This is a genomic window from Acinetobacter genomosp. 15BJ, from assembly GCF_000400715.1.
In the GTDB taxonomy this organism is placed as follows: Bacteria; Pseudomonadota; Gammaproteobacteria; order Pseudomonadales; family Moraxellaceae; genus Acinetobacter.
This window is the reverse complement of the sequence record NZ_KE007347.1, coordinates 1,069,764-1,094,891: the sequence shown is the minus strand read 5'-3', so window position 1 is coordinate 1,094,891 and position 25,128 is coordinate 1,069,764. Positions and strand designations below refer to the sequence as shown.

Sequence of the window (25,128 nt, the reverse complement as noted above, 5' to 3'; positions counted from 1 at the left end):
ATGTAGATTCCTCCTTTTAGGCTAACCGAATTTAAATATAAAAATAAAAATGGTCTTTTAGTCTTAAATAGATTGAAGATTTCAATGGGAAGGCGTACAAATATTGAAATACTTTATGCAGTCCCCATATTAATTTTTCTGCATGTGATTTTAATCTGATTGATGAATAAGGAAAATCTCGAATGAGAGCTTCTACTGTGACCATTAAAACTGAGCAAGATCTGGAGAAATTACGTATCTCTGGTCGTTTAGCGGCACAAGTGTTAGAAATGATCGGGCCTTATATCAAGCCTGGCGTTTCAACTGAATATTTAGATGATATCTGCAATGATTATATTGTGAATACGTTGCAAGTGATTCCAGCCAATGTGGGCTATCACGGTTTTACCAAGACGACCTGTATTTCTGTCAATGAAGAAGTTTGTCACGCCATTCCTTCTGCGAAAAAGATTTTGCAAGAGGGTGATATTTTAAATATCGATGTTGCTGTGATTAAAGATGGTTATTTTGGTGATACTAGCCGAATGTATTTTGTTGGTGAGCCCAAGCCGGAAGCGAAGAAACTGGTAGAAACCACTTATGAGGCGATGTTGGCAGGGATTCATACGGTGAAACCAGGTGCAACATTGGGTGATATTGGTTATGCCATCCAATCTGTTGCGCAGCGCGAAGGCTATAGTATTGTGCGTGAATACTGTGGGCATGGTATTGGTCGTATTTACCATGAACAGCCAAATATCTTGCACTACGGTCAGAAAGGTCAAGGTTTGGTCCTGAAAAAAGGCATGGTGTTTACCATTGAGCCGATGGTCAATGCAGGAAAACGCTATGTGAAAGAACTTAATGATGGTTGGACTGTGGTGACACAAGATAAATCATTGTCTGCTCAGTGGGAGCACATGGTAGCTGTAACGGATGATGGCTTTGAGCTATTAACGCCATGGCCGAATGGCACAGGACATTATTCAGCCATTTAAGTTGTCCGATAAATTAAAGCGCGATTTTTAATCGCGCTTTTTTTTAGTTGAGCATTGGGTAAGTTGTTCAACCAAATAATCAATAAAAACACGAACAGCCGGCAATAGACCGCGTCTCGATGGATAAACTGCGTGGAAAACACCGTGTGGTGCAGTCCATTCTGGTAACACTGTGACAAGTTGCCCTGTTTTTACAAAGTCTTGGGCAATACTGTCTGGTAGTAACGCAATTCCGCAGTTTTGCGTTGCTAACTCTGCCAACATGAGAAGATTTGATCCCATAATCACAGGATTCACTTTAATCTTTTTCTGTTGTTGATCTGGACCCGTGAGTAAGAATTGTTGATCCAGATGTTCTTCCGACATGCTAATAATGCGGTGTTCGGCAAGTTGCTCTGGACTGTTGAGATGACCAAATTCATTCAAATAGGCTTGACTGGCAAAGAGACGTTGTTCAATCGCTTCAAATTGGCGTAATACGAGGTTCGGATCATCATCCAATTTAGAACGAACTCGTAAAGCGAGATCAATTCCTTCGTTAATGACATCAACACGACGGTTGCTGATCATCATCTGAACCCGAACTTCAGGATATTTTTTCAAAAAGGCAGGTAGGATTTTTGCCATCTGGTTTTGTGCAATATCAACAGGCACACTTACTTTAATCACGCCACGGGGTTGGCTGCTTAAATGATTGACCACATCGTGCGCTGCTTGCGCGGCATTCATCATGACTTGCGCATGGCGGTAGACATCCATACCAATATCAGTCACGGCAAAATGGCGCGAACTACGTTGAATCAGACGCACACCCAGTTGTTCTTCAAGATTATAAACTCTGCGGCTGAGTTTAGATTTAGGAATGTCAGTCGCACGTTCTGCGGCACTAAAGCCACCGTGCTCTACAACGAGCGCAAAGCAATAAAAATCATCTAAATCCGTTAGCATTACGCTATAAACTCCAGCTTCTTGTCATCAAGTTAAATTCATACACACGTAATTATTAAACATTTTGGGCCAATAAAATATCTCGAACCTGTTTATATTCGTTCAATCGCTCAAAATCTTTGGCTGTTGGCGATGAAATTCGAGACAAGTCCATATTGTCAGTGATATCTGCCAATTTCACAACACGTGCCAAAGGGTTTTGTACAGTGCGCTGAGCGGCTTCGATTCGAGACTCACCATCCTGTTTGGTGAGAGCAACGATTGCTTCGATAATGTATGTCTGGAATCCTAAAGCTTTTAAATCTTCAACGCTTGTTTCGGTATCTTCTAAGACATCGTGCAGAACAGCAATGATTTTATGATCCATACTAGGTACATTCAGCATGACTCTAAGCGGGTGTAAAATATAGGGTACGTTGGCTTTATCAACTTGACCTTCATGTTGTTTTGCTGCGAATGCAATGGCTTGTTCAAGTGTTGCCATCAGCTAAATCCTCCTATGCAAGATAGATTAGCGCGTCATATTCTTTTAAACTAACTGAAATTTTTAACGCTTTATTATATATGTCATATCAACTCATCAACATTGTCGATGCGACCCAAAACATAGTATGTCCTTTTTGCCAGCATGCTGTTCTAGACTGGGATCAGGAGCAATATGTTCAACCGTGTGAGCATACAGTGTTTATGGCAATGGATTTGGGCTTTGAGTTTATCGCAGATCGCTTTGAAGAAGTTTTACCACAATCTGTCGATGAAATTCATGAAGACCCCAATATGAATATTTTTGCCAGTGTGACCCAAGCAAATTATCCTGACTTACACATTTATAAAGCTGATTTGGGTGTAGAAGGGATGTTCCGCTATGTTGGTTTTAGTCCAAACTAAAATTCGTCCAATAAAAAAGCCAATCATTTGATTGGCTTTTTGCTTAACAGCTTATGCTTCAGGCGCTGGGCTGTACTGTTCAACTAATGGTTTTAACTCACCATTTTGGAACATTTCAAGCATGATATCGCTACCACCAATGAGCTCGCCATTGATCCATAATTGTGGAAAAGTAGGCCAGTTCGCAATTTGAGGTAAAGTTGCACGAATATCTTGATTTTCCAAGATATTTACATAGGCAAATGGACGACCAATTTGGCTAAGTGCTTCTACTGCACGAGCAGAAAAACCACATTGCGGGAATTGTGGAGTGCCTTTCATGTAAAGTAAAACAGGGTGTTTCGCAATTTGATCACGAATTAACGCTACTGTATCACGCGCTTGTTCCGTCATAGATAGATCCTCAACTAATCTCCTTGCATTATACCTAAAAAAAAAGCGTGACGGAGGATTGCGAAAGATTTTTCTTATATAAATGTGACTTTAGGCTTTCAATCTACGCAAGTTTTTGCTTATATAACTTTTTTCACCACAACTACTGATAGATTGAGTTTGTTATGACTAATATCACTCTTGCTCCTGTGCAACCTGATCAACCATCACACCTTATGGCAACCTATGGTCGCCAAGCGATCAGCTTTGTACGAGGACGAGGGGCGTATCTATATACGGCAGAGGGGACAGAATATTTAGATGCGTTAACGGGGATTGCTGTGTGCGGTTTAGGACATGCACACCCTGTGATTGCAGAAGCGATTGCTGAACAAGCTGCGACTTTGGTACATACCAGCAACCTATATGAAATTCCTTGGCAAACAGCTGCGGCACAGAAATTGGCTGCCGTTTCAGGTATGGAAGAGATTTTCTTTTCAAACAGTGGCGCTGAATCAAATGAAGGTGCGATCAAAATTGCACGTAAATTTGGTGCTCAACAAGGCATTGTATACCCTAAAATTTTAGTCGCGGAACAATCTTTCCATGGCCGTACCTTGGCAACCTTGTCAGCAACTGGCAATAAAAAGGTTCAGGAAGGTTTTGCGCCCTTGGTCGAAGGTTTTATTCGTGTACCGTTTGGTGATGTGGAAGCGATTCAAGAAGCGGCCATCAACCATCCAGATATCGTTGCAATTCTGATTGAGCCTATTCAGGGTGAAGGCGGTGTGAATACTGCACCACAAGGGTTTAGTTACTTAGAAGATGTACGTGCACTATGTAATCAACATAATTGGTTGATGATGCTAGATGAGATTCAAACAGGGAATGGTCGTACAGGCAAATACTTTGCTTATCAACATACCAGCATTATTCCTGATGTTATGACAACGGCCAAAGGCTTAGGGAATGGCTTTCCAATTGGTGCCGTCATGACACAAGGCAAAGCCGTGGGATTACTTGGTGCAGGTAGTCATGGTTCAACTTATGGTGGAACCGTGTTGGGTTCGCGTGTGGTATATACGGTGCTTGATACACTGGAAAAGGAAAATGCAGTTGAGAACGCTGCTACAGTGGGTGCCTATATTGTCGATCAACTCAGAGCGCAATTGGCCGATTACAATGTTCAAGTTCGTGGCTTTGGTATGATGATTGGTATTCAACTACCAAAAGACTGTGCAGAACTGGTTGCGATTGCACGTGATGAATATAAGTTGATTATCAATGTAACGGCAGGTTCAGTGGTACGTTTATTACCACCATTAAACATGACACAAGCGCAAGCAGATGAGTTATTACAACGTCTCGTTCCTGTGATTCAGAACTTTCTAAAAGCATAATCGATGTAGATTGAATAATAAAAAAGGGCAATTCATTTGCCCTTTTTTATTTGTATAGGGAATCAGCCAGAAATATATTGTTGAAGCTGTTCAATCAGAATGCGTTGATCATCCATTGCAGCTTTAACTAAGTCTCCGATAGAGATAAATCCAACTAACATTTCTTGATCAAGCACAGGTAAATGACGTAAATGACGGTCAGTCATGAGGTTTAGGCATTCTTCTACAGTATGGTTTAGACCTACAGAAATCACTTTTGATGTCATAATGTCCGATACAGGTGTATTGTTTGATGAACGCTCCATCAAGGCAATTTTACGGGTATAGTCACGTTCAGAAAAAATACCTACAACTGTTTCGTTTTCAGCGACAACTAAAGCACCAACACCTTTTTCAGCCATAATTTTAATTGCTTCAAGTACCGTCGCATCTGGTGAAATGGTAAAAATTGATTGTACTGCTTTATTCTTGATGACTTGAGCAACGATTGTCATTGTTTATCCACCTGTGTTGTATTGTCATTTTCATTTAACTTAACGGTATTTTTTTTAAATGCAAAGCCCTAATTTCATTCCAATGATAACTTTTCTTCATGAGTGTCTAAAAAGTCATCACTGGAGTAGGGGGAATAATTAAACCGTCACTGCTGATTGATGTGGCATAAAGAAGAAATGCTGCATTTGCTGAGTTGAAAGTTTAAATTTACGATGCGAAGAGTTAAATAAAGCAGGTTCAACTTGTAAACGGGTTAAAGTTGGAAGCAATGACTCATGGAAATCTTTCGGGGTAATCTTACGTGGTGTGTAGTTTTTCCAGTGCGCTTTAGCATAGCGATGTGCTTGTACGCCGTTCAGCCAAAAGGGGAATACGTGACCATCTTGATCCGATTTGATTGCCCAACCTTGATGGTATAAACCCCAAAGAACGCCACAATACATCATTGTTTTTAGAATTGAAATTTTAAACATCAACTCACGTGAGACTGGTTGGAAATGGCTAAAACGATACATGTTATTAAACTAATATTCTTAAACTTATGTTTTATTATAAGAAAGATAGATGGCAGTTATGTTTAAACAATTGATCTAAATCGTAAGCAAATATTGTAAGTATCTCATCCACGCGACAAAGCTTTGGCACAGCGCAAGTCAAGAATATGAAAGAATGATGTTGATTCGTTTTACGTAGGTATTAAAAAACGCCACCTGAGCAAGACAAAGCGAATAAGCTTTGATGCAGCGCAAGTCAGGAATATGAAAGAACCGTGTTGATTCGTTTTATGTAGGTATTAAAAAACGCCACCTGAGCAAGACAAAGCGACAAAGCTTTGGCACAGCGCAAGTCAGGAATATGAAAGAACAGTGTTGATTCGTTTTACGCAGGTATTAAAAAACGCCACCTAAGTGACGTTTCATTATGCTTGTAAGGTTGCCATCTTCTGCCAATACTGTGCTTTCAAGGAATCACGTTCTACTCGGAAGCCTTGATAATACAACTCTGCTAAAAATAATGCCGCTTTACCGTGACCTGCTTTAGCTACTTCTTCAAGCTCTTTCACTGCATCTTGGAAGTTTTTTTGCGATTGAATTGTATTTACCGCATTTGCATATACATGCTCTAGTTCATGGTGTGTAAATTGTTGAATCATATATAACTCCTTATTTTAATTATGATTACCGCAAATTCTATTCAAAGTTACTCTACTTTGAATTTAAGCTACTTTAACTTAGATTTGTTAAATTATTATGACAAAATTGATTGAATTGTCAAATATATTCGGTGTCATTACGTAAATAAAATCTTACACGATTAAACATATGTCGCAAATAATTTTAAGTAAAATCAAACTGAGAATAATAGAAAAGGAGAATAACATGTCCAATATCATTGATGGCGTAACTGTGGATGTCCCACCATTAGAAAGTCAAATTATTGCGTTAGCTCATCATCATCGTCAATTACTTGATGAAGCCATTTTCCATCAAGAAATTCACTTGGGTGATTATTGCTTAGCACAACGTAAACGGGTGTATGACTTTGCGAGTCATTTAAGTCCTGAACAAAAAGATCAGTTTTATAGGATCTACGATGGAGAGTTGAAAAATATTGCCGATGATGATGACTTGCATCCTGCAGATGCTGAAAGTGGTGTCGGGATGTTTGCCATTTTTATTACCTTGGTGATTATTGCATTTATTTTGTACTTTTCCTTTGTTCGTACATTAGTAAGTTAATCATTGCTAAAGTAGTGTGCGTTCAATAAGTTGTGGAATTGTGACTTATTGAACGTTGTGCTTGTCCTTAGCGAATCAGAGACTTACACTACCTCTAATTCGAGGTAGATTATGTTGTCTATAATTTTTAAACATAAGGTTATGCAATCCAAATTAGGATTTAAGTTGGACCAATTTTATAATGTTTTGGTCGGTATTATTATTTTGTCTATTTTTATACTTGCGTATAACGCATTACAACGTCCAATTAACACAGTGCAGTATCAAAAAGTTGTTCAGTACGCACAGCAGGCGAGCCATCCAAGAACACAGCATTTGGCCGAAGATACTTTGGAACAGGCTAAAATTCGACGTGTAGATTATCTAAAGCTTTTAAATGCTTACCAATTTGAATCGAATCGTATTAAACAATACCCGGCGATGGCTAAAGAAGATGAGTGAGTTTTAAACGATTCATTTTTATTTATAAATGAATGGTTTGCCTCTGTCGGAAAAAAGAAATCAATTTATGCTAGACTAGCGGTCTTTTTAAAAAGCTGCTTTATTCTCAAGGAATCGACATGCAACAGCAATCGAATATGCAAAATAAATTCTTGATAGATGCTGACATTGGTGATGATGATGTCACATTACCGAATTTACCTGCTGTCGATGTTCCCATTATTGATGAGCCAGTTGTAAAAACTACAGTTGAGACCCCAGCACCTGTAACAATTGCAGCAACAGCACCTGCTGTTGAAGAAGAAACCCAAGCTACGGGATTCTTTGGCCGCATGAAAGATGGTTTGACTAAAACACGTCGTAGTTTCACCGATGGAATGGTCAACATCTTGATCGGTGGTAAAGAGATTGATGACGAATTATTAGAAGAAGTTGAAGAGCAAATGTTGGTTGCTGATATTGGTGTAGATGCAACCAAAACCATTATTGCGAATTTGACTGAAAGAACAGCTCGTGGTGATTTGATTTATTCCCATGCGTTGTACAAAGCACTGCAAGAAGAATTGGTCGCTTTACTCGCACCGCGTGTTAAACCACTGCATATCGATCCTAACAAATCGCCTTATGTGATTCTCATGGTTGGTGTAAATGGTGTGGGTAAAACCACAACTATCGGTAAATTGGCGAAGCGTTTACAAGGCGAAGGCAAGAAAGTCATGCTTGCTGCAGGTGATACGTTCCGTGCGGCAGCGACTGAACAACTGCAAATTTGGGGTGAGCGTAATGACATCCCCGTAGTTGCTCAAGGCCATGGTGCAGACAGTGCTTCGGTTATTTTTGATGCTTTTGAAAGTGCGCGTGCCAAAGGCATTGATGTCTTGATTGCGGATACTGCGGGACGCTTACAGAATAAAGCCAACTTGATGGAAGAGCTGAAAAAAGTGAAGCGTGTGATGCAAAAGATTGATGCAACTGCGCCGCATGAAATTATGCTCATCGTTGATGCTGGCACGGGTCAAAATGCAATTAACCAAGTTCAGCTGTTTGACGAGGCAGTTGGTTTAACCGGGATTACCATTACCAAGCTTGATGGTACAGCAAAAGGCGGCGTGTTATTTAATATTGCAAGTCGTACCCATGTGCCGATTCGTTATATTGGTGTGGGTGAGAAGATTGATGATTTACGCCCTTTCTCAGCTAAATCATTCGTTGCTGCATTATTTGAAACCGATAAGTAATTAAATTGTGTTAAAAAAGACTCCACGACATGTGGAGTTTTTTATTTCGAATAAAAAATAAGACTGTTTCAAAAATAAAACGATCTGTCATGTTTTTTAGACTATTCCTAAAAAATGCGTCGTTATACACTACATTCAATCCAAGATAACGCCCCAAAGGGCACATAGGTAGGAATAACAACATGAGCAACTTCTTAAATAGCATTAAATCACGCCGTACCATTTATGCGATTGGTAAAAACCTTACAGTTGACCAAACTAAAATTGAAGAGACCATCCGTGAAGCGGTAAAACAAAGCCCATCATCATTCAACTCACAGACTTCACGTGTTGTGACTTTGTATGGCAACTCTCATGTTAAATTTTGGGAAATCGTACGTGAAACTTTACGTAAAATGATTCCTGCAGAAGCTTTTGCAAATACAAGTGCAAAAATTGATAGCTTTGCTGCTGGTTTTGGTACAGCGTTATTTTATGAAGATCAAGATGTTGTAAAAGGTCTACAAGAGCAATTTGCATTATATGCAGATAACTTCCCAGTTTGGTCTGAGCACTCAAGTGCAATTGCACAGTTTGCTACTTGGACTGCTTTATCAGAAATCGGTGTAGGTGCATCATTACAGCACTACAACCCAATTATTGATGCAGAAGTTGCTGAAACTTTTGATATTCCAGCAAACTGGAAATTACGTGCTCAGCTTGTATTCGGTTCAATCGAAGCAGCGGCAGGTGAGAAAACATATATGGATGATTCTGCACGTTTCAAAACTTTTAACTAAGTTAAAACGGGTAGTGAAAAAGGGCACTGTATAGTGCTCTTTTTTATTTCTATAGGATATTCACTAAAAGAAGTATGGTATTTATAATCAAAAATGATGTAAATGCGCTTAAAAATAAACATAACCATTTGAAATATATTACTTTTATGGTTTATCTTTCTGCTGTTTTATAATGAAATTTGAACTGATTGAATCTATAGAAAACAAATACTTACTAAGGGGCTTTGCAGTAAGTATTTCTGTCATTTAGGCAAATGGAAGCTTAATTCCAACGTCTACATCATTCCATAAAATCTCATGCTCACTCGCGTATTTTTCAGTCAAGGCTTCTGTCGTATGACCATCTAATGCCTGAACACTATGACCAGCTTTTTTGTGTAAGAAAATTGATAGGGCAGGTATCTTTTGAAAGGTTAGCATTTGCCTAGAGGCGTAACTAGGATAAGCATTAGACTTTATTTCTGGTAAGTCCTTACTGATCGTAATGTCAAAGATTTTCCCTAGTAAGCTTCAACAGCATTTACCTGAGCTTAGTGGTAGATCACAAACACTTGGTTACACCTTGAAGTTTGCTCTAATGCTTTTGATCAAGCACAAGGTTGAGAATAGATCATTAGCAGATATCACAAAGCAATCAAAACAAATGACACATATGATGATTAACTGCGCTCGATCTCATCTCAACGGCTACGATAAAAGATTAAAAATACAGTAATTGACTGGTCGAGCAGAATGTTGCATATTTTTGTTATAGTGGACTAAGTTATAGTAATCCACTATTTAAAAGCTCGCATTTTGCAGTTTTTTTGTTTTTTACATTAATAATCTTTATAAGGATACAAAAAATAAGCGATATATTGTTTTTTAATATCTCAATTAAATGTACTTGTGATGTGTATAATCATTACCTGAACTACTATTTTATTTTTTAATAAGAAATAAAAATAACACTACTATTAACTTAAAATAACGATTGGCATCGAATTTTTTAAAAATAATCACTAATAGGTTTTTAATTGTTACCAAAATATTTGGATCTAAACCTATTTTAAACTCTTTCTCGGTTTTTAGTAATCAGAATGGGTTATAATTAAATTTAGACTTATAAAAGTAGTAAAATACATAATGAATACATATAAAACCAATCAACAACGAAAAGATTCCTTAAAAATTGCTGCTGTTGATATATATCACCCTCAAACAATTCGTGATAATGACTATTTTCTAAGGCGGTTTGAAAATGATGATAAAGTTAAGGGTATATTGGAAAAAGTTGGTCGTGATAAGAGGTATGTTATTGTTGGAAATGAAGAAAATGCGCTAACAATGGCGATTAATGCTTCAAAAAAAGTATTAAAAGAGCATAATATTAATGATGGTGATATCGACATTATTATTTTTGCATCAACGACCTTAGAATACTTATCTCCGACTAATGCAATGTGGCTACATTCAGCTCTAAAATTAAAGAAAGAATGTGTTTGTTTTGATGTTAATGCAAATTGTCTAGGCATGTTTCTAGCGTTAGAACAAGCATCAGTCCTGTTGCAATCTAAAGAATCATACAAGCGTGCTTTAGTTATAGGTGCTGATCAGTTAAGTAAAATAGGCAGTGAAAATACACCAATACCATCAACTATTGTTGGAGATGCGGCAGCAGCAATTATAATTGAAAAGGTTTTGGATGATTCAGAGTCAGGAATGATTGATCGTGTTTACCAAACAGATAGTAGCTTTGCCGATACAATTGTTTTACCTCCAAAAGGATTTTCTTGTTCCGAGACTGTAAATGAAAAAATCCATTGGGCTACATTTAGTGGTATTGAAAGTGTTGAATTTGCGGCAGTTGCACTTGATGAATTATTAGAAAAAAATAACTTAAAAATAGAGGATATTTCATGCTTTTTACTTTCACAATTTACGAAGATGAATATCAATATTCTTCAAGAAAAAAAGAACATCCCATGGGAAAAAATTGAATATATTGGAGATGTGTATGGATATACAGGAGCTAATAGCTTGTTCATTGCATATGAAAGTAGGCTTAAAAAAGGGTTGATAGAATCTGGTGATATAATTGTGTTATGGACTTTGGGAGCAGGATATCAGACTGGGTTGATGCTCTGGAGGCTATAGAATATTGGATAAACAAAATTTTTACTAATACATCTAGCTAAAAAAGAAAGTATCCTTCAGGAGGCTTTCTTTACACCCTGCCATTGGTGGGAATTTAGATGGTGAAATGGTTGCTAATCGTGAAGAGACTCATTACCAAGCAAGTGAAGTCAATTCTAGTAAAACACCGACATACAATCGACAAATTTACATTATGGGTGAAAAACTTATGACTTATGACTTATGACTTATGACTTATGACTTATGACTTATGACTTATGACTTATGACTTATGACTTTGTGCTGAATTTCTATACTCTGAAACTACAAAGATAGCAAACCAACATCTATCGAAAAAATACGTATATTTCTTCGTTTAAAATTTTGAAGACTGAGCTCATCGAACGATGGGCTTTTTTGTTATCAGAAATATTTAAATGTACTTGTGAAATGCACGAACAAATTATGTAATCTGGCTTGGAGTTTATATTTTTTGCATGTTATAAGATATTGATTTATATGTAAAAAATATAAAAATATTTTATTTTATTTTTGGTGTTTGAATTGCTTGTATGTATTTTGAATTTGTTACATAATCAAGTTGTACAAAAAAATTGTATATTTTATTAATTAATAAGGAAAAACTATGCTTAATACATTATTAGAAAAATCTGCAAAAGTTATGAGTGGTGCGACTTGTCCAACAAATCATTTGTGTTCTTATGATTTTGATGCAACTGCAGAAGATATTTCCTCTCTTTATCCGCATTATTGCAAGTATCCTGTTGTGGAAGGTCAGAAGTTCAGTTTTAAAGCTCAAGCTAATCAAGAAAGTGTATTTTTTGCTGCATATAGCAAAGCGTTGATTACGCAAATTAAAGATTTGAATAATGGTGTGATTCAAACTCTCGAAGGTGAAAAAAGTATTTCACCAACAGGTATTGTGGCTTTTGAAAATGAACTAAATGTTTTGCCTTTGCGGCCACTTACAAATTTGCCTGAAGCAAACACAGGTATTTTAATTGAAAGTGGGGTCTATGGTGTTTTATCCGATGGCACATATTTAATGATTGGTTGTGGTTTTGCAACTAATCAAAGTATAAATGAGCTAGATGATACAATTTGGGGGAATGCTATTGTTGTAAAAGTAGCTCATGTTTCAACTTCGGGGACTTTAGATTTTTTCCAAAAACTTTATGCAATTAATGAAACATCATTAGAGCTTCAACGTATTGGTATTTATATTAATCAAAACACAAAGCAAATTGGCTTTGTGTTAAATGGTGTTGATCTAGGTTATTTGTATAATTTTAATAATTTACTACAGAGTGCATTTTTTGTTTCAACAAGTATGGTGTCACAGCTTGTTAATGATATTGGTTCAGAATTTTCAACAGAAGTTATTACTGATCATTCTCGAATAAAACTCGAATATCCAGCAGGAACAACAGACATCTGCGGTAATTTAATTTTGTAAGTATTATTTCGCTGTAACGTAAGACCTCCTTCGGGAGGTTTTCTTTTACGCGTTGCCATTGGTGGGGCTTTTTGCTTTATATGTTAAGCTGAAATTTATAATTTTATGGATTGTTAAGATACTTATTGGTGTTGATGGTAATTTTGATGGTGAAATGGTTGCTAATCGTGAAGAGACTTATTACCAAGCAAGTGAAATAGATCCTAGAAAAACATCAACTTATAACCGACAGACATATATTCTTTGGTGAAAATATATACCGATTTTGGCTATGTGCTGAATTGCCATACTCTGAAACTACAAAGATAGCTAACCAACATCTATCGAAAAAATACGTATATATTTCTTAGTATAAAATTCTGAAGACTGAGCTCATCGAATGATGGGCTTTTTGTTGTCTTGTTATTTTCATAATAGTTTGCTTTTATGGTTGTTCAGATGAATAGGAACCCATCATGAAAGAAGCAATAGAACAATATCGCCAAGAACGAGCAACATTAGAAAATGAGATTTCAGATTTCCTTGAGAAGAAATTTGCAGAATTCAAAGACAAGACTGGTGCTGAAGTCATTCACCTTGAGGTAGAGTTTGATTCAACTGATGATGAAGATGCAGAATTCTTTATTTCGAGTGTGTTTATTGGAACTGATCTTTAATTGAATCAAGAAATAAAAAAACCTCCTTCAGGAGGTTTTTTTATAGCGAATTTATTTCACTTATGAAGTAAAAAATCATAAGAACCTTATCATAAAGAATCGTTAGTAAAGAGTTATAGATTTTTAGTACAATCATAAGCTTTTGTTTTTAATATTTAATTTGAAATAACTTTGAAGAAATAATAAAATATACACTTGTATTTATTTATTTTATGTTGAGTTTTTGGGTGAAAAGAATAGTAATTCTTCTTATAAGTACGGTAACTTGTGGTTCGGTATATAGTGCAGATGACATCTTCAGCAAAGATAAATCACTTTTAATTCTAAATAGCGAAGAGCCTCATAAAGAGATCAAAAGTAGTGAACAATTTGATTTCTTTGAGTCGATGAAGCAACAAGAACAAGATCGTGTCAATCAACGGAATTATGAATTAGAGCAAGCGCATGTAGCACAACAGCATACATCCAATATGAGTCCTCATGATAGGTCTCAATACTATTTGGAACATAGACATTTCGATGCTTTAAATGCACAAGGACATGAGCAACAGTTCAACTCAATTTTGAAGGCGAAGAACAGAGGTTTAATTTCTGAAAAAGACTACCAGCAAAGAATTGCAAAACATAACCCAGTGCCATTGGATCAGAGAAATAATCAACTTAAATTCTCAATCCCAATTGGGGAGTAAGATAGTTAATGGCTAAAGCTCATCGGAAGGTGGGCTTTTTTGTTTTACTCTAGAGCGCAGAAAAGCAACGTTAGCTTTTAAATAAAATGTCACGTAAACTAAAATTGAATAAACTTCAGGACAAGCTATGAAATTTGTTGCTATATGTGTTATGACAATATTTACTTCTGGGTGTGCCAGTTATCAACTTGCTCCTGAAGTCGAAAGTCAAGAGTGCGCGTACTATCATAGTAAGAAGGCAGCACCGATGCCTCCAAGTGCAATGAAAGAGTTGAAGCAGCGGTGTGCAGACTCTCAGAAATGATCAGGGAAGAATAGCTTTTATTCGATGGAAGACAAATGTTTAAAGATAATGTGGAACCATTGAATTTAGTTTGATTAAATAATTTAGCTTCAACCTCCTGCGGGAGGTTTTCTTTTATGCTCCGCCACTGGTGGAGCTTTATTGTATGTCTTTAGTCTAATTCAACCTTTGCTCGAAAAGATTGATCGGATGTTGAATCTTAAAGATCAGGGTGATGTTTTTTGATATAATTGGACTAAACATAATAGATATAATTATGAAAAGCTTAGTGTATTTTATAGGTGGCCCAAAAGATGGTGAAATTTACAATGATAAAAGAATCAAAATAGATGATCTTATAAAGATTCCAAAATTAGAGCCATCAAATCCAGATTCATCAGAGACTACTGAGGGAGAACCTGTACTTTTTGATGAAGTTACTTATAAGTGTGAAATTTTTGGATGTAATGGGGTAAAGCTGCTTTTTCTAGTGGATACCTCACTGGAATGGTATGAAGTGTTTGAAAAAGTAGATGGTTACTTTGAAGAATAATAAAATTAGCAGCTACCCTCGAAGGGTTTTTTATTGAAGTTATCTGTCATCAATTACAAGACAAAATAAAAGCCCTCACGGGCTTTCTCAAAAAGATGCAACTGTTACCGCCTTATCTTTTAATCCTAATCACTTAGGGAGTTACCTTAACGCAAACAGATCAATTTATATAGCTGACCCAACGGCACGAACCCTGTGAAGTATAAATACAACCATCGGGAAGCCCTCGCTCCTGAAACGCTATTTCAAACGATATTGAAATTAAACAGCAATGACTATTGAAGTGGGGATGGGGACTTCAAAATATTTTGAACTCACAAGAAAGCGCGAGCATAAATCAAAAGCAAGAAATTCACCGTTGCCTAAGGCTAAACAAAACTATTTGGAAGCTGAAAAAGCACTAAAAGAATATGATAAGGAGTAGTAGATTTTTTTCAAAAGTTATATAAAATTCATGTATTCCAATGGTTTGTAGTGAACGCATACATTTGATGGTTAGAATACTATTATTTTTAATTAGTTTAGGGGTTTTTAGCCCTGTATACAGTGCCGATGATTTTTTCGGCAAAAAACCATCTATTTTGATTGTTAAAGAAGAAGACGTTCTTAATAAGAATAACAGCAGTGAGAATGTGGATTTTTTTGAGTTATCAAATCTACTAAAAATAAAATGGGAAAATCAAAATTATAACCAAGCTACACGAAGTTATGAAGATCCATTTCAAACATCGGGTATGAGCGCTTATGACAAAGCTTAATATTCTGGACAAAATAGGTCTTTAGATAATAAAAGTTATTTGAAGCTCATTGATTCTACACCTAATAAACGAGTAGTTTCAGAAGAAGAATATCAATAGCAAATGGAGCAACATAGAAAAAGGGAAATAGATGATAGAGATTTACTCTACTTATTGGACAAGTAATTTTAGAAGAAGGATGTCATCAGAAAATGGAATAAAAATAAAATAGTTCAGTAAAAGTGATTGTTAAAGAATATGCCCACTTCGGTGGGTTTTTTAATGAGTGAAATTTATGAACAAAGTCGGATTTGTTATCCAGCAACGACCTTATCCACCAGAATGGATATTTGCCCGAGATACACCAAACTTTGCACATGCACCTGAATTATGGCGATGGGTAAAGTCTATTTTCTCAATCTCGAACACAAGCTATTTAACCCTGATCATGCTCATCTGGGATCATTCGACTATCCACAGATTGTCGTGATGTGGGCTAAAAGTGAATTTCAGAAACAAGGTCGGTTTGTGGTTGGCCAAAAGCTGAAAAGGTCATTATCAATGCTGGTGGGTGGAAGAAAGAACGACAGGAATAACAGTTTTATCAATGGTTCAATGATTTGCCCAATTATTTAATTACGATTGATGCAACTTATGCCCAGCAAGCAAATGATGTTGATTTCTGTGCTTTGATTGAACATGAGCTTTATCACATCGCACACAAGAAAGATCAATATGGAACCCCTTCATATAACCGCAAGACGGGAAAACCTAATTTGGCAATACAAGGGCATGACGTAGAAGAATTCACGGGAGTAGTAGTACACCGTTTTGGCGCTAATAAGGAAATTTAAGCAATGGTGAATGCTGCAAATCAACGGCCAACAGTGGCTAAGGCTGATATCTATAAGGAAAACCGCTTATTTAAGCGGTTTTTTTACTTTTTAGATTTAAATATTTTCCTTTCAAATCAATATGATTTTGAAATAGACCACATGTCAAAATGGCCAATTCAAGCATAATAATAGCTAACAGTTTTGTTAATGTTTTGCAGAAATTTTGCAGCAATACAATTCTTGATGATATATTTGTTTTACAAAACAAAATGTTAGATAAAGTCATTTTCTTTTGCCATATATATGATGTATATATCTTAAATAAGCCGAATTGTTGTAATAGACAGTTTTGGTTTTTGTCATAAAATGGTCATAATCGCGGAGCATAGTGCTTACGATTTCATAAATTGTTTATATCGAGAAGAGTCTAATGTCTTTAAGAGTTGGTGTCGCTGCTTTCGGTTTATTATTAAGTAGTTCAGTTTTTTCTGCAGTCACTATTACTGCCCCTGAAGAAATCGTGATTCTTGCTGTAAATGGTCAAGAAGTAAATAGTGGATTAATTCCATCAAAGAAGAATAACTATCAAGTTGATCCAGGCAATTTAACTGTCAATGTTCGTTATCGTGAGTATTTTGAACATTTGAATGGTGAACATGACATCATTAAATCGGGCGTGGTGACTCTTCAAGCCCCTGATCTGCAAGACAATCAGTCTTATAGTTTAGGTTTAGTTAATGCACCTAAAAACTTCGATGCTGCAAAAAAATATGCAGATCAACCTACCGTTGCTTTGTATGATCAAAATAAAAAACTGGTGGTACAGCAAACCGGTGCAAATAATGAAGTACAACCTTGGTTTACAGGTAGTAATCTATTAAGTCGTACTTTGGATTTAACACAGAAGAATAAGAATAATGCTGCAAATCAACCTGCACCTGTTTATGCAGGAACAACATCACAAGTAGTTGCAACTGCGCCTGTAGCAGTAACAACAGCAGCGACAGTCGGTGCAGCAAAAACTACAGATCAACAATTGGCAGAATTATGGCAGAAAGCATCTAAAGCTGAGCGCCAAAAATTTATGGCTTGGTTAGCTGGTCAAACAAACTAATCTAAAATTTAACAAGAAAGCCGATGTTATCATCGGCTTTCTTTTGTGTGGAATAAAATAAAAATGTCTTTAACGATTAGAAAAGCAAAGAATAGTGATCTGGAGCAATTGGTTAAGCTGATTAATATCGCTTATAGAGAACAATCAGAACGTAGTTGGACAACTGAAAAAGCGTATGTTTAAGGTGATCGCATTGGTAAAGTTCAATTAGAACAAGCATTACAGCAAGCAAATTTCGAATTATTAGTGGGTGAACTAGGTAATGATGAGATTGTTGCCTGCTTCGGATTAAGCTTGAATGTTGATTGTATAGAGATAGGTACATTTGCGATTGATCCAAGCATCCAGAACCAAGGCTATGGGCGTGAATTACAAAATTATGCTGAGTTATATATTGCTCAAAATTATCCAAAGATTCTTGATTTAGTCATGCATGTTCTAGATGTTCGAACTGAGCTGTTGGCCTATTATCAGCGCTGTGGTTACCAAATAACGGGACGGAAAAGCGAATATCCAATTGAGGCTGAAGTAGGGCAACCGATTGTACCTATTCAACTGATTGAAATGAAAAAAATCTTGAGTGTATAAAAGATCCATGATTGCAACAATCAAGGCTCTATCGACAACCGTTTAAGTTTGGTTTTCAGTAAGAGAGGATGTCTGCTCAACTTTCTGTGTAGACCAAATTGAACCAATTGGCGCGACTTGCGCACGATCTTTGGCTTGTTGATAAAAACGTATAAATATTAAAGCAAATATCAAAGCCGAGATATCAATCCAAATCAAATGATCTGTTGAATACCAAAGTCCTTGGATTGGAAACACATAGGCAAGCATAGAAGTCGCAGGAATCAGCAATAAAACAAGCGCAATCGCTAAGAACAGTTGAGCTAAAGCCTTTGCTGCACCAACAATAAAACTGTATGAAATACAAGCAATAAATACTAAATAGTAGCTATACATAAATACATGGTTATGACTTTGTAATTGCAATGGTATGACATAGGTCCATCGACCAATCAACATACTGGTAAATATTGCTAACATGTAGCCTAAGCAAGCCCCAATGGTTAAATTAGCAATGAACATGACATCTTTACGCTGTTGTGGTGCTGGTAGATTCGGTTCTTCTGTTTACGCAGGCGAGTTTCAATCCACAGAATATTGCCTGAATAGAACAGATAAGCGCCACCTAAGCCAAAAATCAAATAGATCCAGCGGATTGGTTCGCCACCATAATTACCAAAATGTAAGGCAAACATTGAGCGAATGAGAGAAGCAGCTGAACTTTCTTCAGTGGATAGGGTCTTGGTCGGATAAGGTGTACTTTGATATGGATTAAATGACATATAGTCAAAGGTATCACCACGAAGCATACGATCAGGATGGTATAAAGCAACAAAGTCAGATGTATGTTCATCATTTTTATGATAACCGTTTGAATTTTAAGGCAGCGTATTTCCAGTCAAAATTAGACAATGTTGTTGTTGTGGTTAGTAAATACACACAAGCTGAAGTCATAATGTCCAGTAAGACGATAACTATTACCGTGTTGTAAATGGTGCGAAAACTAATGGTTCTGAAATTGAAGCCAGTGGTAAAGTCCTATCAGTACTAATCAAAATAGGCGTTCAAATTTTGCCGCCTTTTATATAAAAATAGCAGTAGATAAAAATATTAAGTTAGATTTAATTTTACATTATGGGACTTTTTTGCATTAATTTCGACTGAAAAAATTCTTATTTTTTTGATGTTTTTAACGCTTTAAGTGTTTGTTAATACTGGTGTTTATGCTGATTTTGTTAATCATTCTGAAATTGAACGGTCTTGATATAGTGCTCATATTTTAGATGGTTTTATCACTTTGCTTTATTTAAGATGATCGTGAAAATTTAAAATATTGATTCAGTTGATGGAATATTTTTCATGATTTTAAATAATGAGAAAATAGTTTGAGGGTGATATGTTTTGGATTGTATTGTTTGTTGTTTTAATTATGATGTACCTGCTATTGAAAGCATATAATACTTTGCAAGCGAAAGCAGAGTTTATTAAATCAAGTCTTTCAAATATTTCCGTATCTTTGCAAAAGAAAGTGAATCTGATTAATCAGTTAATTGATGTGGTAAAGAACTATCAAGATGGAGAGCAACTCTTGCATCTAACCATTTCTAAAGATGCAACCAAGGCAAATGAGATTGTTTCTGGGCAGCGTGAATCCCAAGTGGCCTTGATGGGGATTCAGGGGGTGGTTCAGCGTTACCCTGATCTTAAAGCAAATGAACAATATCAAAGTCTAATGCAAAGTATTAAAGCTGTTGAAGATGAGATTGGTCATCAACGAGAAACTTTTAATCATTATGTTCGAGAATACAATACCAAACGAGGCTCTATCCCAACTATTTTTATTGCGAATGCACTCAAATTTTCTGAAGCGCCCTATTTAGATTTTTCAGTTGAAAATACGGAACAACATATTCTAAAAGATTTTCATACAGATAGTGCTGAACATTTAACAGCACTCTTGAGTTCAGCAAAAACCAATTTAGTCGATGGTTCAAAAACACTTGCCAATAAGGCATTAGATACAAGTAAGCGCATTTTGGAGAGTGAGCAAGTTCAGAACTTAAAAGAAAGTGCAGTGTCAAAGTATCAGCAAATAACAGATAAACCGAAGCAGTTAGAGCAACATACTGAAGAGTTTTCTGATGCAACGGCTATTAATCACACCGAACAGGCTCAAATTGATCAGCCTAAAAATGTAGATCAAGCTCAAATATCAAGTAAGGTGGAATGAATCAGTTTAAGCTTGATCAAATTTATTTTAGCTTTGAGTGTCTTATAAATAAAAAAGCTGCCAGATTAACAGGCAGCTTTTTTGTGGTTGGTGTAGGGGTTAATTTCCAATCCAAATAAAATATCCCAACACCATTAATGGCCAAGCGATATAAGGACTAAATAACCATTTCCATAACCAGAATCTTGGTATAAACCCAACCCCATGTACGAAACCACCAGAAATCCCAATCATCACCAACATCAGCAAGCTATGATTATAATGTCCGTTAGCATCCAACATTAGCGAAGGATGTACCAGTAAAATAGCAGCAAGCGGCAATGCCAACAAAAACGAAATGGTCATTGCAAGTACTTGCGCTTTACTATTCTTTGGTGTTGTCATTGCTTCAGCCATTTTTTATTCCTCATCTAAATCTTGATGATGTTCGATATAAAGCGCACTGAGTACACCTGCGAAACATGCCATCAAGACACCTAGAATCCATGCAAAATACCACATGTCATATCTCCTGATTAATACAAACTATGTGAATTTTCTTCAATATGTTTGTTGGTGATTACACCCCACATTTTGTAATACGACCAAGAGGTATAGATCAAAATGAGAGGAACGAAGATACATGCAGCAACGGTCATTACACCAAGGGTTTTATGACTAGAAACAGCATCCCACATGGTCAAGCTTGAAGTTGGATCAATACTTGATGGTAATAAGAATGGGAACAGGGCAAAACCAGCAGTAAGAATCGCACCGACAATCATCAGGCTTGTACCCGTAAAACTCATAGCCGCTTTATGTTTCGCTGCACTGACAATCACCAATAATGCACCGAGGATGGCAGCAATAGGTGCAGCCATGGTGATCGGATACGTTGCATAGTTGTTTAACCAACCATGATTGGCATTGGTCACCACATCTTTCGCAAGCGGATTCAGCGCAGCATTGGTGTTGATCGCAGTTGCATAGCTATAACCTGAGATATTGCCAAATAATAACCATGCACCCGCAGCCAAGAAGCACACAAGGAACACGATTGCCATGATTTGTGTTGCTTTGGCAGAGCGGTTATGCAAATTGCCATCGGTGCGTAACATCAGCCAAGCACCACCATGCGCACATAGCATTGATAGGCTGACAATACCGCAAATCAGTGCAAACGGATTCAATAGCGCAAAGAAGCTACCTGTATATTGCGAACGTAAAGTGTCATCTAGGCTAAATGGTACACCTAAGAACAAGTTACCGAATGCCACACCAAACACCAGTGCAGGAACGGCACCACCGATACATAGGCCCCAGTCCCAAGAGGTACGCCATTGGGTATTCTCTAATTTAGAGCGATAGTCGAACCCGACGGGTCGCAGGAAGAGGGCAAATAGCACCAGTAGTAAGGCCCAATACATGCCAGAAAAGGCTACCGCATAGACCATTGGCCAAGCAGCAAACAGTGCACCACCTGCGGTAATAAACCAGACTTGGTTCCCATCCCAGTGTGGCGCAATGGTGTTGATTGCAGCACGGCGTTCAGAGTCGGTTTTACCTACAAATGGCATCAGTGCCATTGAGCCCATATCGAAACCATCGGTAAGTGCAAAGCCAATCAGTAGTACACCAACGAGCACCCACCAAATAATTTTTAGGAGTTCATATTCGATCATGATTGAGCCTCCCCAGTTTTTGCTTCTAGTTTTTCAAAATGATATTTACCAGTATGCAAAGAACTTGGTCCTAAACGAGCAAATTTGATCATTAAGTACATTTCAATAATGAGCAGTACGGTATAGAACGCTGCAAGCGCAATAATCGAGCCCCACACATCACCAGCGCTGACGCTTGATGCAGAGAGGTGTGTTGGTAAAATTTCACCAATCGACCAGGGTTGACGACCACCTTCAGCTACATACCAACCTGTTTGAGCTGCAATCCATGGGAGAGGGAGAGCAAACAAAGCAAATTTGAGTAACCAAGGTTTATCTTCGGCATTACGTTTTGCTACAGCCCAAGTCGCGAGCAGGAATAACAACAGCATGAGGAAGCCAGAAGCAACCATGGCACGGAAAGAGAAGAACAGTGCCGCTACGTTTGGAATGGTATCTTTAGTCGCAGCTTGGATATGAGCTTCAGTCGCATCAACCACATTTGGAGAATATTTTTTCAATAACAGACCATAACCTAAGTCTTTTTGATTTTTCTCAAATGAAGCCAATAAATCTGGAGAACGGTCACCCGCACGAAGCTTTTCTAACTCGCTATAGGCCACCATACCGTTACGGATACGCACTTCATGTTCTTTCATCAAGTCACGTAAACCAGTCACTTCTTTATCGGTAGAACGTGTTGCGATAATCCCCATCACATAAGGAATTTTAATCGCATAGTCGGTACGCATTTCCTGTTGATTTGGAAGGCCAAATAAGGTGAATGCAGCAGGTGCAGGTTCGGTATGCCATTCTGCTTCGATCGCAGCAAGTTTGGTTTTTTGAACATCACCGAGTTCATAGCCAGATTCATCACCAAGTAGAATTACAGATAACGTTGATGCTAAACCGAAGATTGCAGCAATAGCGAATGAGCGACGCGCAAAAGGTAAATCACGTTTCTTTAATAAGTAATAGCTTGAGATGGCAAGTACAAAGATTGCACCAGTGACATAACCTGCAGAAACTGTGTGTACAAATTTTACTTGCGCCACAGGGTTAAAGATCAGCGCACCAAAGTCCACCAGTTCCATACGCATGGTTTCATAGTTAAATGCAGCACCGACAGGGTTTTGCATCCAACCATTGGCGATGAGAATCCATAAGGCAGACATATTCGAGCCAATCGCTACTAACCAAGTCACACCTAAGTGCTGTACTTTAGAAAGGCGATCCCAGCCAAAGAAGAATAAACCAATAAAGGTAGATTCAAGGAAGAAAGCCATCAAGCCTTCAATTGCAAGCGGTGCCCCGAAAATATCGCCTACATAGTGGGAATAATAAGCCCAGTTGGTACCGAACTGGAATTCCATAGTCAGACCAGTGGTTACGCCTAAGGCAAAGTTAATCCCGAAGAGTTTCCCCCAGAATTTGGTCATATCTTTATAAATTTCTTTGCCTGAAATCACATAGGTGGTTTCCATGATGGCAAGAATAAAAGCTAGACCTAAAGTTAGAGGGACGAAAAGAAAGTGATACATTGCGGTCATTGCAAATTGGAACCGCGAAAGATCGACCACGCTTTCAGAAATCATCAACGTGTCTCCTGAGTTTTGGACATGTCACCAGCAATACGCTCGGCAACTTCATTGTTAAAATCTTTTGGAATCGTTGGCGCATCAAACCAGATGTGTTTAATCACCAAGAGAAGTACAACTTTAATAATAAGAATAATCGTGATTTCTCTGATGAGTCGCCGATTTGGATCTTGAGAACTCGTGTTCATAGAACCTAGCCTCATATTTAAAGAAGATGTAAAACATTATTAAATAAAATTCATTGAAAATAAACCTTTAGGGTTTCTAAATAATTTAAAATTAAATAATTGTTTTAAATCAATATGATAAATATTTTTTGTTAAAATATTTAAAATAGTTATTTTAACCAACTAAAATAATATGAATTAATTTTAAAACCTGATCAAAACGGTTGTATTTATATTTTTAAATCTGATTAAAAAGATAGGGTTTATACTGAATTAAATAAATATTAAACCAACTAAAATGGTATGAATATAAAATTAATAATATATACAGTGACTTATCGTTTTAATTACATAATTAAATAATTCTTACAATGAAGTCTCTACAAAACCTAGTGTATAGGTAGAGATTATTCTAAAAAATGTGATAGGTATCACTGTTGTATTTTTTGTGTCGGTGAGATCATGAAAACAACAAGAAGGGAAGAGCTAAATTTAAAACTTTTGCAGGATATATTTGTAATAAAATGTAAAAATCACTATTTTTCTCTATTCAAGCGCAATTTTGAGACAAAAATCAGTCTGGTGCGAATAAGTTATTTGAGAGAGATATTTTTTTCGCGAGATAGTGTGAGTTTGATTTTTGGCTAATTAACAACACTTGGGATTGTAATTCCAATTCACCGTACTCAGGTTCAACTTGTACATAATAGAGTTGTCCGAACTCATCACGCACACGTGCCTGAGCTGAGAAACCAGGTCGTGCATTTCCAGTTGAGATTGTGGCTAAACGGCCAACCAAATTGGTATGTGTATGAGTGACTTTGGGTTTGATCACCTGATCTAGGCAGTGAATCATAAATACGGTAAAGAAAATATCGATGATCAGTGCTGGAACAAATAAATAGTAAGGTGAAATGAAGTAGTGCTGCAAAGCAAAGAACGAGAGTTCCAGAAAATAGCCTGCAAAACTAAAATTAATCAGTAAAAAAACAAAGATCAGGTATTTAGAAAATTTCACATCGAGTAGAGGCGAATTCAGTAACCAATCAGGGGTGAGCTTTTGAACCAATTGACTCGGTCGTAAGCCAATTACAATCCCGATGGTTTCTGCAATGCTGAGCACAATTAAAGCCACGACACTCATATGAAATGGCATCAGATAGTAATTGAGGAAAAACTCAGTCATCGC

General features: G+C 37.0%; 30 protein-coding genes and 4 pseudogenes. 20 read left to right on the top strand and 14 right to left on the bottom strand.

All coding sequences use genetic code 11. From position 1 onward, the window contains the following. The first annotated feature begins 182 nt into the window (after positions 1-182). A complete protein-coding gene (gene map / locus F896_RS08990) occupies positions 183-977 on the top strand; it encodes a type I methionyl aminopeptidase (protein WP_016163868.1) in 795 nt (264 codons plus the stop codon). Between the two features lie 27 nt (positions 978-1,004). Here map and F896_RS08995 read toward each other — a convergent pair whose 3' ends face one another. Both F896_RS08995 and F896_RS09000 read right to left on the bottom strand, forming a co-directional pair. After that, the gene (locus tag F896_RS08995) at positions 1,005-1,925 is read right to left on the bottom strand and encodes a LysR family transcriptional regulator (protein ID WP_016163867.1); all 921 of its coding nucleotides are present in this window, start codon (positions 1,923-1,925) and stop codon (positions 1,005-1,007) included. Positions 1,926-1,980: 55 nt separating this feature from the next. Next, entirely contained in the window at positions 1,981-2,409 is a 429-nt protein-coding gene (locus F896_RS09000) for an HD domain-containing protein (protein WP_016163866.1), read from the bottom strand. Positions 2,410-2,489: 80 nt separating this feature from the next. Between F896_RS09000 and F896_RS09005 the strand changes: the two genes are divergently transcribed. Continuing rightward, positions 2,490-2,813, top strand: a complete 324-nt coding sequence (locus tag F896_RS09005) for a hypothetical protein (RefSeq protein ID WP_016163865.1) — start codon at positions 2,490-2,492, stop codon at positions 2,811-2,813. Positions 2,814-2,864: 51 nt separating this feature from the next. Here the strand turns inward: F896_RS09005 and grxD are convergent, their stop codons facing one another. Next, on the bottom strand, positions 2,865-3,206 hold the full coding sequence (gene grxD, locus F896_RS09010; RefSeq protein ID WP_004639270.1) for a Grx4 family monothiol glutaredoxin: 342 nt from the start codon (positions 3,204-3,206) through the stop codon (positions 2,865-2,867). Positions 3,207-3,370: 164 nt separating this feature from the next. Between grxD and F896_RS09015 the strand changes: the two genes are divergently transcribed. Beyond that, positions 3,371-4,585 carry an aspartate aminotransferase family protein gene (locus F896_RS09015; RefSeq protein WP_016163864.1) on the top strand — a complete coding sequence of 405 codons (1,215 nt, stop codon included), beginning with the start codon at positions 3,371-3,373 and terminating at the stop codon, positions 4,583-4,585. Between the two features lie 62 nt (positions 4,586-4,647). Here the strand turns inward: F896_RS09015 and F896_RS09020 are convergent, their stop codons facing one another. The 3 genes from F896_RS09020 to F896_RS09030 form a co-directional block, all read right to left on the bottom strand. Beyond that, positions 4,648-5,079, bottom strand: coding sequence for a CBS domain-containing protein (locus F896_RS09020; protein WP_016163863.1), 432 nt, complete (start codon positions 5,077-5,079; stop codon positions 4,648-4,650). Between the two features lie 138 nt (positions 5,080-5,217). Beyond that, positions 5,218-5,595 (bottom strand): DUF2750 domain-containing protein, encoded by a 378-nt coding sequence (locus F896_RS09025; protein WP_004806719.1) that lies wholly within the window; start codon positions 5,593-5,595, stop codon positions 5,218-5,220. 404 nt (positions 5,596-5,999) lie between these two features. Continuing rightward, complete coding sequence (locus tag F896_RS09030) at positions 6,000-6,233, bottom strand: SEL1-like repeat protein (RefSeq protein WP_004653777.1); 234 nt, start codon at positions 6,231-6,233, stop codon at positions 6,000-6,002. Between the two features lie 226 nt (positions 6,234-6,459). Between F896_RS09030 and F896_RS09035 the strand changes: the two genes are divergently transcribed. The 4 genes from F896_RS09035 (at position 6,460) to F896_RS09050 (ending at position 9,277) form a co-directional block, all read left to right on the top strand. Further along, positions 6,460-6,819, top strand: coding sequence for a hypothetical protein (locus F896_RS09035; RefSeq protein WP_016163862.1), 360 nt, complete (start codon positions 6,460-6,462; stop codon positions 6,817-6,819). Positions 6,820-6,930: 111 nt separating this feature from the next. Beyond that, complete coding sequence (locus F896_RS09040) at positions 6,931-7,260, top strand: type IV pilus modification PilV family protein (RefSeq protein ID WP_016163861.1); 330 nt, start codon at positions 6,931-6,933, stop codon at positions 7,258-7,260. Positions 7,261-7,379: 119 nt separating this feature from the next. Then, positions 7,380-8,498 carry a signal recognition particle-docking protein FtsY gene (ftsY, locus tag F896_RS09045; RefSeq protein WP_016163860.1) on the top strand — a complete coding sequence of 373 codons (1,119 nt, stop codon included), beginning with the start codon at positions 7,380-7,382 and terminating at the stop codon, positions 8,496-8,498. A gap of 182 nt (positions 8,499-8,680) precedes the next feature. Then, a complete protein-coding gene (locus F896_RS09050; protein WP_016163859.1) occupies positions 8,681-9,277 on the top strand; it encodes a nitroreductase family protein in 597 nt (198 codons plus the stop codon). A gap of 246 nt (positions 9,278-9,523) precedes the next feature. On the opposite strand, the gene F896_RS20815 is transcribed toward F896_RS09050, so the two are convergent. Then, complete coding sequence (locus F896_RS20815) at positions 9,524-9,697, bottom strand: site-specific integrase (RefSeq protein WP_016163858.1); 174 nt, start codon at positions 9,695-9,697, stop codon at positions 9,524-9,526. A gap of 705 nt (positions 9,698-10,402) precedes the next feature. Here F896_RS20815 and F896_RS09055 point away from each other — a divergent pair. The 12 genes and pseudogenes from F896_RS09055 (at position 10,403) to F896_RS0119865 (ending at position 18,325) form a co-directional block, all read left to right on the top strand. Then, the gene (locus tag F896_RS09055) at positions 10,403-11,413 is read left to right on the top strand and encodes a 3-oxoacyl-[acyl-carrier-protein] synthase III C-terminal domain-containing protein (RefSeq protein WP_016163857.1); all 1,011 of its coding nucleotides are present in this window, start codon (positions 10,403-10,405) and stop codon (positions 11,411-11,413) included. A 625-nt stretch (positions 11,414-12,038) separates the two neighbouring features. Beyond that, positions 12,039-12,869 carry a DUF4882 family protein gene (locus tag F896_RS09060; RefSeq protein WP_016163856.1) on the top strand — a complete coding sequence of 277 codons (831 nt, stop codon included), beginning with the start codon at positions 12,039-12,041 and terminating at the stop codon, positions 12,867-12,869. Between the two features lie 118 nt (positions 12,870-12,987). Further along, positions 12,988-13,219 (top strand): annotated as a pseudogene (locus tag F896_RS21245) (hypothetical protein). Positions 13,220-13,324: 105 nt separating this feature from the next. Further along, a complete protein-coding gene (locus F896_RS09065; RefSeq protein WP_005189164.1) occupies positions 13,325-13,525 on the top strand; it encodes a hypothetical protein in 201 nt (66 codons plus the stop codon). A 227-nt stretch (positions 13,526-13,752) separates the two neighbouring features. Beyond that, positions 13,753-14,214: a hypothetical protein gene (locus F896_RS09070; protein WP_032882397.1), complete on the top strand. Its 462-nt coding sequence runs from the start codon at positions 13,753-13,755 to the stop codon at positions 14,212-14,214. Between the two features lie 560 nt (positions 14,215-14,774). Next, on the top strand, positions 14,775-15,050 hold the full coding sequence (locus F896_RS09075) for a hypothetical protein (RefSeq protein ID WP_016163853.1): 276 nt from the start codon (positions 14,775-14,777) through the stop codon (positions 15,048-15,050). A gap of 271 nt (positions 15,051-15,321) precedes the next feature. After that, positions 15,322-15,474 (top strand): hypothetical protein, encoded by a 153-nt coding sequence (locus F896_RS20810; protein ID WP_155765786.1) that lies wholly within the window; start codon positions 15,322-15,324, stop codon positions 15,472-15,474. A 67-nt stretch (positions 15,475-15,541) separates the two neighbouring features. Beyond that, positions 15,542-15,808: a hypothetical protein gene (locus F896_RS21380; protein ID WP_322783589.1), complete on the top strand. Its 267-nt coding sequence runs from the start codon at positions 15,542-15,544 to the stop codon at positions 15,806-15,808. Between the two features lie 274 nt (positions 15,809-16,082). Next, a pseudogene (locus F896_RS0119870) lies at positions 16,083-16,638 on the top strand (putative metallopeptidase); the annotation flags it as partial. 6 nt (positions 16,639-16,644) lie between these two features. After that, positions 16,645-16,809 (top strand): hypothetical protein, encoded by a 165-nt coding sequence (locus F896_RS20805; protein WP_016163851.1) that lies wholly within the window; start codon positions 16,645-16,647, stop codon positions 16,807-16,809. A gap of 244 nt (positions 16,810-17,053) precedes the next feature. Continuing rightward, the gene (locus tag F896_RS09080; protein ID WP_016163850.1) at positions 17,054-17,737 is read left to right on the top strand and encodes a YccT family protein; all 684 of its coding nucleotides are present in this window, start codon (positions 17,054-17,056) and stop codon (positions 17,735-17,737) included. Positions 17,738-17,800: 63 nt separating this feature from the next. Further along, positions 17,801-18,325: pseudogene (locus F896_RS0119865) on the top strand (GNAT family N-acetyltransferase). Between the two features lie 42 nt (positions 18,326-18,367). Here the strand turns inward: F896_RS0119865 and F896_RS20440 are convergent. Then, positions 18,368-19,155 (bottom strand): annotated as a pseudogene (locus F896_RS20440) (PepSY domain-containing protein); the annotation flags it as partial. A gap of 545 nt (positions 19,156-19,700) precedes the next feature. Here F896_RS20440 and F896_RS09090 point away from each other — a divergent pair. Further along, positions 19,701-20,534, top strand: coding sequence for a LemA family protein (locus tag F896_RS09090; protein WP_016163845.1), 834 nt, complete (start codon positions 19,701-19,703; stop codon positions 20,532-20,534). A 99-nt stretch (positions 20,535-20,633) separates the two neighbouring features. Here F896_RS09090 and F896_RS09095 read toward each other — a convergent pair whose 3' ends face one another. The 6 genes from F896_RS09095 to F896_RS09120 form a co-directional block, all read right to left on the bottom strand. Then, positions 20,634-20,930, bottom strand: a complete 297-nt coding sequence (locus F896_RS09095; protein ID WP_004806745.1) for a cyd operon YbgE family protein — start codon at positions 20,928-20,930, stop codon at positions 20,634-20,636. 3 nt (positions 20,931-20,933) lie between these two features. Continuing rightward, the gene (cydX, locus tag F896_RS20435) at positions 20,934-21,035 is read right to left on the bottom strand and encodes a cytochrome bd-I oxidase subunit CydX (RefSeq protein WP_004653762.1); all 102 of its coding nucleotides are present in this window, start codon (positions 21,033-21,035) and stop codon (positions 20,934-20,936) included. Positions 21,036-21,049: 14 nt separating this feature from the next. Beyond that, positions 21,050-22,195, bottom strand: coding sequence for a cytochrome d ubiquinol oxidase subunit II (gene cydB / locus F896_RS09105; RefSeq protein WP_005313521.1), 1,146 nt, complete (start codon positions 22,193-22,195; stop codon positions 21,050-21,052). Continuing rightward, positions 22,192-23,769 carry a cytochrome ubiquinol oxidase subunit I gene (locus F896_RS09110; RefSeq protein WP_005313523.1) on the bottom strand — a complete coding sequence of 526 codons (1,578 nt, stop codon included), beginning with the start codon at positions 23,767-23,769 and terminating at the stop codon, positions 22,192-22,194. The genes cydB and F896_RS09110 overlap by 4 nt, the downstream gene beginning before the upstream one ends. Continuing rightward, positions 23,769-23,960 (bottom strand): cytochrome oxidase putative small subunit CydP, encoded by a 192-nt coding sequence (gene cydP / locus F896_RS09115; protein ID WP_004806751.1) that lies wholly within the window; start codon positions 23,958-23,960, stop codon positions 23,769-23,771. The genes F896_RS09110 and cydP overlap by 1 nt, the downstream gene beginning before the upstream one ends. Positions 23,961-24,513: 553 nt before the next feature. Beyond that, a complete protein-coding gene (locus F896_RS09120) occupies positions 24,514-25,125 on the bottom strand; it encodes an OB-fold-containig protein (protein ID WP_167515391.1) in 612 nt (203 codons plus the stop codon). Positions 25,126-25,128: the final 3 nt, after the last annotated feature.